The sequence below is a fragment of the Paenibacillus sp. P4_A7 genome (assembly GCF_056402455.1).
The window spans coordinates 1-6,937 of the sequence record NZ_JBFUHJ010000326.1 but is presented as its reverse complement, the minus strand read 5'-3'; the positions used below and the strand labels follow the sequence as shown (position 1 = coordinate 6,937).

At 41.7% G+C, this 6,937-nt stretch carries 8 protein-coding genes; 3 read left to right on the top strand and 5 right to left on the bottom strand.

Annotated features, from left to right (window positions below; translation table 11 throughout):
* Positions 1 to 48 precede the first annotated feature (48 nt).
* The gene (locus AC1DWN_RS25170; RefSeq protein ID WP_477561637.1) at positions 49 to 594 is read right to left on the bottom strand and encodes a hypothetical protein; all 546 of its coding nucleotides are present in this window, start codon (positions 592 to 594) and stop codon (positions 49 to 51) included.
* Between the two features lie 254 nt (positions 595 to 848).
* Between AC1DWN_RS25170 and AC1DWN_RS25165 the strand changes: the two genes are divergently transcribed.
* On the top strand, positions 849 to 1,580 hold the full coding sequence (locus AC1DWN_RS25165) for an MBL fold metallo-hydrolase (RefSeq protein WP_477561636.1): 732 nt from the start codon (positions 849 to 851) through the stop codon (positions 1,578 to 1,580).
* A gap of 32 nt (positions 1,581 to 1,612) precedes the next feature.
* On the top strand, positions 1,613 to 2,173 hold the full coding sequence (locus AC1DWN_RS25160; RefSeq protein WP_477561635.1) for a TetR-like C-terminal domain-containing protein: 561 nt from the start codon (positions 1,613 to 1,615) through the stop codon (positions 2,171 to 2,173).
* 183 nt (positions 2,174 to 2,356) lie between these two features.
* On the opposite strand, the gene AC1DWN_RS25155 is transcribed toward AC1DWN_RS25160, so the two are convergent.
* Positions 2,357 to 3,271 carry an ROK family protein gene (locus AC1DWN_RS25155; RefSeq protein ID WP_477561634.1) on the bottom strand — a complete coding sequence of 305 codons (915 nt, stop codon included), beginning with the start codon at positions 3,269 to 3,271 and terminating at the stop codon, positions 2,357 to 2,359.
* Positions 3,272 to 3,577: 306 nt separating this feature from the next.
* Here AC1DWN_RS25155 and AC1DWN_RS25150 point away from each other — a divergent pair, with 306 nt between their 5' ends.
* Positions 3,578 to 4,816: an MFS transporter gene (locus tag AC1DWN_RS25150; protein ID WP_477561633.1), complete on the top strand. Its 1,239-nt coding sequence runs from the start codon at positions 3,578 to 3,580 to the stop codon at positions 4,814 to 4,816.
* Between the two features lie 263 nt (positions 4,817 to 5,079).
* Here the strand turns inward: AC1DWN_RS25150 and AC1DWN_RS25145 are convergent, their stop codons facing one another.
* The 3 genes from AC1DWN_RS25145 to AC1DWN_RS25135 all read right to left on the bottom strand — a co-directional run bounded on the left by AC1DWN_RS25145 (position 5,080) and on the right by AC1DWN_RS25135 (position 6,590).
* Positions 5,080 to 5,979 carry an ArsR/SmtB family transcription factor gene (locus AC1DWN_RS25145; RefSeq protein ID WP_477561632.1) on the bottom strand — a complete coding sequence of 300 codons (900 nt, stop codon included), beginning with the start codon at positions 5,977 to 5,979 and terminating at the stop codon, positions 5,080 to 5,082.
* A 10-nt stretch (positions 5,980 to 5,989) separates the two neighbouring features.
* A complete protein-coding gene (locus AC1DWN_RS25140) occupies positions 5,990 to 6,187 on the bottom strand; it encodes a 3-dehydroquinate dehydratase (protein WP_477561631.1) in 198 nt (65 codons plus the stop codon).
* Positions 6,188 to 6,389: 202 nt separating this feature from the next.
* Positions 6,390 to 6,590, bottom strand: a complete 201-nt coding sequence (locus tag AC1DWN_RS25135; protein WP_477561630.1) for a helix-turn-helix domain-containing protein — start codon at positions 6,588 to 6,590, stop codon at positions 6,390 to 6,392.
* Positions 6,591 to 6,937: the final 347 nt, after the last annotated feature.

Genomic DNA, 6,937 nt, shown 5'->3' with positions numbered 1-6,937 from the left:
GGCGTGATCAGCTCATCGTTCGTTAATAAAGAAAAAGCAGTATCCTAATCATTCGGATACTGCTTTTTCTTTGCGCGGCCAAAAGGTATAGCTAAAGCTGATTATAAAGTCTATGCCGAGAATAAGAGACCATAAGCGCATGGTGTTAAACAATGATTGAGTAGCGTTCTTGTCTCCGACGATAATAATCATGCCGTATAATATCGCAATTCCGATAACCCAAGCCAGAAGATGGTGAAGCCAAGCGATACGCTCGTAACGCGCGTGCTCCTTGCCGAATTTTGGTTTGCCAATCGGCTTAATCCCTCCAGCAAATCGATGTGCGTACCGCTCATCTGCCCACTTGATCATTCGATGTCCGAATGCGATGGAAACCCCGATATATACAGCTGCAACACTATGTATGAAGGTGGCAGTTGCTCCTCCTTGCAAATCATAAACGGTAGCGATAACGAGCACTAAATCGATAAGCGGTGTACAGAAGAGGAGGAAAGCACCGATCTTTTTTAGACGAAAAGTGTAGCGGCATATTAAACCAGCAAGCACAAACAACCAAAACGCTATTTCGCATCCAATAATAAAAGCGGTAATCATGTGCAATTCATCCCCTTCTGTAATAAAGTGTAAAGCACTTGTCTACTATAATTTCCAGCTGATGTACGTTTTTCCTTTAATAGATATACTTAATTATAAAGGAAATGGAAGCTTCTGTCGTGTCTGGATTATACAGAACGTTATTGAGGCTTGAATGAGATGCATTTCTAAAGAAAAATAGGGCTTGCTAAAACTAATACCATTAGTTTATACTAAAACTAATGATATTAGTTTTATGTGGGAGGCGAATTAGGATGAGGTTTATTCGAGAGAAAACGGTTGTTCAGTTAACTTACTTACCACGTCTGTTTCCGGTGAATTGTTATTTGATTGAGGAGAAGGATGGCTTGACATTGGTCGATGCGGCACTTCCTAACAATGTTAAGGCTATTATGCATGCTGCCGAACAAATAGGTAAGCTAATTACACGGATTGTTCTCACTCACGCGCATTCTGATCACATTGGTGCATTAGATGGTTTGAAGGATCTGATACCAGCAGCAAAGGTGTTTATTTCAAGCAGAGATGCAAAGCTTTTGGCAGGTGATCAAACACTTGAACCAAATGAACCTAATTTGACCATACGCGGCGGCGTTCCAAAAAATGTTCGTACCAAACCGGATGTGCTTTTGAATGACGGTGATCAAATTGGTTCCTTGCTAGCGGTGGCGGCACCTGGTCACACACCTGGTTCAATGGYGTTTCTTGACACGAGGAACGATATCTTGATAGCGGGAGACGCTTTCCAGACTCGAGGCGGCGCCGCCGTTGCTGGTCAAATAAAACTCATGTTTCCATTCCCTGCAATGGCTACATGGGATAAGCGGAGCGGACTTGAAAGTGCTCGTCGCCTGAATGAGTTGAAGCCGACCATACTTGCTGCTGGACATGGTAATATGATTAAACAGCCAAAGCATGTTATGGACAAAGCAATAGCAGCAGCAGAAATTTCGTTAATGAAGAATAAACATGCGCTGTTGAGGTAACAGTTCAAATTAATTGGGGGGGAAATTCAAATATGTCGCCTAGAAAAGGGCTGGATTTGCCGACTATTGTAGAAGCTGCTGCTCAAATTGCAGATACATCAGGAGTCGAAGAAGTTACGCTTGCAACACTTGCACAAAAGCTTGGGATTCGATCCCCATCCTTATATAATCATGTGAATGGCTTGCCTGGATTACGTATACAACTAGCTATATATGGCTTGAAAAAACTAACTCAATCGATAAAGGATTCTATTGAGGGCAAGACTGGAGATGATGCCATTTATGCCATTACAGCTGCCTATATATCTTTTGCTCGTACCCATCCTGGACTATATGAGCTGACATTACGATCTCCAGATGCTCAAGAAGCGGAATATGCGGCTACAGGACAGACGCTAGTAGAGCTTTTAGTAAGTACACTTCAGTACTATGGGCTTGACTCGGAAAGAGCGATTCATGTGGTCCGGGGCTTTCGCAGCTATTTGCATGGCTTTGCTTCAATTGAACAAAAGGGAGGATTCGGGATGCCGCAGGATGTAGATGAAAGTATGAGGATTGTATTGGCCTATTATTTGGCAGGGCTGCGCGGATAAGCGTCACTCCGCCAAGGGTCAGCGTCAGCCGTTTACGCTTGGTGAGCTAAATAGAAGGCTGCCGCACATGTGAAATGTGATCCTTAAGCAGAACACTTTGGAAAAAAGAGTTCCTCTTGCGGGTCATAGTTCAGTTCACATGTCGGCAGCCTTTTTCTCATGTTTATTTTTGGGTGGAAATGATCAATAGGCCCGCTGGACTAAAGCGGCAGCTCCGATAAGACCTGCATCCTGCTGCAACTGAGCGGGAACAATTACGGTTTGTTTGCCGGAAGGGTTCAATGCATATTTGGAAACATAGGATTGAACAGCAGTGAACAAGGGCTCGCCAACTTGCGACACACCGCCGCCGATAACGATTTTGTTCGGATCAAGTACATTGATGAGTGATACGCAGCCCATGCCAATATAGTTGAAAACACGATTGACAAGCTCTGACATTTGGGGATCGCCTTTTGCAGCGAGATCAAAAGCATCTTTTGAAGAAGTTTCACGTCCAAGTATTTCGGTCGCTTGTCTCGCAATGGCTGTACCTGAAGCAATCCATTCCCAGCATCCTGCTTGGCCGCATGAACAAATACCGCCAGAAGGATCTACAATCATATGTCCAGCATCGCCTGCATTACCGGTTGCGCCAGTTAGCAGCTTGCCATGCAAGTAGATGCCGGCTCCGATACCAGTGCTTATAGTAACGAAAATGAAATGTTCAGAGTCCTGCGCAGCTCCTAGCCATTTCTCTGCAAGCGCGGCTGCTGTTGCATCATTTTCCATTTTGATAGGTAATGGCAGTTGTGCTTGAAGTGCTTCTACAACTGGGAAGCCCCACCAGCTTTTTAAGTTTGGCGGACAGTTCAGCTTTCCAGATTGTGTATCAAGCGGTCCTGGCGCTCCAACTCCTATTCCTTTCATTTCTGCTAATGATAATCCTTGCTGCTCAGCGAGCTGCTTGACCGCATCACCTATGCGCACGATCATCTCCATAGGTGAAACCGATAAGTCAGTTTTTAATGAGCCTTTGGCAATTACAGTTCCTTGCTCATCTACGAACCCGAATGCTACTTTTGTACCTCCGATGTCAATACCAATTGCAATACTCACTAGTAAACCCTCCGATGAATGGTATGATTGCTGCTGTCTTGAACGGTTAACGTATTTTCTGCTTTTAGCAGATCTATCACTTTAAAAAGTCTATCATAGTCCAGTACTAGAGGGAAGATGGTTGAATAATTAGAGCATGAATGGAGCGCGGACCGCTGTTATTTTAAAGCCGCAACTAATGCTGTACAAATATTTCTCATTATAGTAATATCCAATCAAATGAAATGATAGTTTGATATAAGATTCCTTGCCCCGCAAGGGATCCTCATTCATGTACGCCACAACAGAGAAGAAGGTATCAGATCGATGGAGCCGGCAATGAAATCGAGTCTACGTATTATTAAATTTGGACTTCCGATGACCGTGAATGTTTGGAGAAACGCTCGAATAGACCTTGGAGCATCTTGTCTATTTAGTTTGTTTAATGTCGTGATGAATCAATTTTATGTTGCGTTTGCCATTCAGCAAGGGGCAAGTAACCTGCAGGTTGGCTTGTTGTCAGCAGCTCCGGCAGTCGGTTTGTTATTTTCCCCTATGTGGGCTAGTTGGATCGAGAAAGCGAATAATCCGAAGCCATTTGTTATGATTCCCAATGCGATTGGAAGAATACTATTATTGTTGCCTGCTTTTTTTGCATATCCATCCGTTTATGTAGCTGTTGCACTCCTTTTCCAACTATTAATGGGTGTGCAGGCACCAGCATATGCTGCGATGATATCAAGAATGTATCCTTCTGATCTGAGAGGCCGCTTAATGGGCTATGTGCGGGTGGCGATGGGTATTATTATGATACCTCTAGCTTATTTTGTAGGGAGCTGGTCGGAAGCGTTCGGACCGTCGGGGCCGCTTATTGCAGCTTCTATCGCCGGTATAATATCAATTAGCTTGTTTAATACATTGAAAATTCCTCAAACAATAGAGACGAAACCAATTATTGCTAAAGGTTCTAGTAAATTTCCGCTTCAGGAGCAATGGAAGCTGGTCAAGGAAAATCGAACATTGGCGGTATTCCTCGCTGCAACAACATTTGCTGGTTTTGGGAATATGCTAGCCACTCCGTTGTATCAAATTATTCAAGTCGATGTATTGGAATTATCTAATGTGCAGATTGGTTATGCGAGAGTCGCTTATTTCACGGCTTTGCTTCTAACCTTTTGGATTGCAGGCTGGATGATTGATCGATTTGATATTAAATATACGTTATTATTTGGGATTGCTGCGTACGCTATAGTACCTATGCTATATGGACTCTGGGGCAGTTATTCCGCTGTTATTATGGGAAATGCCATTCAAGGTATTGGTGAGGCGATTTGGGATATAGGGATATTGGCGTTTGTATTCCGGCTTGCGCCCGGCCGTGAGGCTATGGTGTTTGGGCTGCATTTGATGGTGTTTGGTGTTAGAGGTACATTAGGACCTATCATTAGTACGACGATGTCAGCTAGTGTATCTCTAACCATTCTACTAGTAATAGCATCGTTGTTCGGCTGGGTTGGGACATATTTGTTCTTTAAAGGGAATTGGAAGCGGGAAATATTGAACTAAAGCTTGTTCATTTCACGTTCATATTGCTGTAACGCAGGAAGCAGAGACGATTACGCTTAACACTGGAGGATTTGGTGGTGGCGATAGACAGCAATAATAACCGACAACAGCTCAGTGAAGTGTTAAACGAAAATTTGGGAATTTCATTGAGAAGGTATGGAATGCAAATAGGAGGTTGCTTCGGAAGGTCTGTGAAGACCTTAGAAGCAACCTCCTTTTTTTATTAGAACATGATTGGGGAAATGTAAGTAATTAAATCATGCTTAATATGCAACGTACACTTGAATATCTTGGTCGTAATTGCCGAACTGCTTGCCGAATAGGCTCAGGCCGCCGCTGTGAATAGCTGTTTCAGGCACGCTAATGCGGAAGTGAATATCATCGCCATAACCAATTGCCAGATCCTTGACTGTGCAATCGGACATACGAACCCCGTCAATATAAGAACCTTCTTCGTTAACTGTTATTTGTTTTAGCAACCCATGCTGTGTGCCGAAATCCCACCACGATGGCGTATATACGCCCTTTACAGATCCAAAATCTCCTGGGCATGTCCATAGTCCCAAAAATGTACCATTGATATAGAAGGACAAATCAGATGGCCAGTTTTCATTATAGTGAGGTGCTTCTGAGCAGATTTCTAGTGAGATTGAAATGCTTCGTACGCTTTGTTTGCCGACCAAATAGTTTGGAATACGATATTCAATAAAGCCATTTGTAAACCATAAATGACAAGCTTTAACGTGATCCGGATCAGAGAAATAACGGGGATCATCGAACATACCAATTATTTTAGTATCGGAGGTTAATCCGCAGGTAGGCTTAACTTCATAATTGGAATATTGACCGATAGGAATGGATACGGAATAGCGATTTTCGTCAGTTTGTTCTTTTACCCTAAATTGCAGTGTGGCGGCATCCAATGTTAAGTGACATATTTTTTGACGACCTCTAGTACTTGGTACACTTTCTGTCGATATAATAGAAGCTTCCTCAAGTTTTTGAACATGCTTCGTTACAATGGCTGACGAGATACCGAGCGCTTCTGCTAAATCTTTAATATTCATTGGTCGATTATTTAATAGTTCGATTATTCGCACTCTGCTATCAGATGAAAAACATTCAAGAAATTTCATATTCCTGCTATTTACCTCGATTTTCATAGAGAGTTCCTCATTCCATCCTTTTTAGGGTAGCTTCGCTGCCTACAATTTCAACGCTTATTAAAGATTTTATACAGGTTTTGAGTGCGTTTTTACCAGTAGCCAATTTGMGATTTAGAACAGTAGTCAGCTTCTCAATAGCTTGTTTATTCGTATCGGTTAAGTATACTGGTATTGTTTTGTTTTGGAACATAAACATTGTCTTCATAGTAAGAACCTCCATCCCGTGAAGTTATTTTTTATTATCATAACTTAGAAATATTAAATAATTCTTAAAAAAGAGTGAGTATTTGGTTACAATGCTGTTACTTTTGTTAAAAGCAGCACTATTATCGGGTGTCTGGACAGGCAGCGATTATCTTTTGTCTTGTAATTCTTAGCGATATAATACTGCTAGCAGCAGTGCTGCGTCAACTGTTTTTTACCATTCTTCTGCGAAATTGCGAAGGAGAGCATTTCATTATTTTGCGAAATACCTTCACAAAGTAGCTCATGTGATCAAAACCGACATCTAATGTGACAGTGGATATTTTATAGTCCTGCAAAAGCAGCTCAGTTGCTTGTCTTATCCGATACGCCTTTAAATATTCAATAGGTGTTTGTCTGGTCATTTATTTGAAGAAACGACAAAATTGCCCCTCACTCTGCTGTGAAAGGTCTTGGTTCTATTGCTTCTATTGAAGGCATCTCTGCTGAAGTGAAAGGGAATCTCATCACGATCCCTGCTGGCGAGCAGCAAATACAATTTACAATTAATATATAATTTATATAAATTGACAGATCTAACATTCACTATACTAAGCGAAGTTAAAGCTGCCGCTCTTTTAAAATGGTTTAAATCAGCTATTGACCAAAATCGCATAAGAAAATGATAATTATATAGCTGTTTTAAAGTTTAAGTTGTCTATATAATGAAGATCGTAAAGCAAAATCTAATACAAAAAATTAAAAATATAAG

Coding starts and splice junctions, on each gene's coding strand:
- AC1DWN_RS25170 (WP_477561637.1), bottom strand. CDS start 594: ATGATTACCGCTTTTATTATTGGATGCGAAATAGCGTTTTGGTTGTTT.
- AC1DWN_RS25160 (WP_477561635.1), top strand. CDS start 1,613: ATGTCGCCTAGAAAAGGGCTGGATTTGCCGACTATTGTAGAAGCTGCT.
- AC1DWN_RS25150 (WP_477561633.1), top strand. CDS start 3,578: ATGGAGCCGGCAATGAAATCGAGTCTACGTATTATTAAATTTGGACTT.
- AC1DWN_RS25145 (WP_477561632.1), bottom strand. CDS start 5,979: ATGAAAATCGAGGTAAATAGCAGGAATATGAAATTTCTTGAATGTTTT.
- AC1DWN_RS25135 (WP_477561630.1), bottom strand. CDS start 6,590: ATGACCAGACAAACACCTATTGAATATTTAAAGGCGTATCGGATAAGA.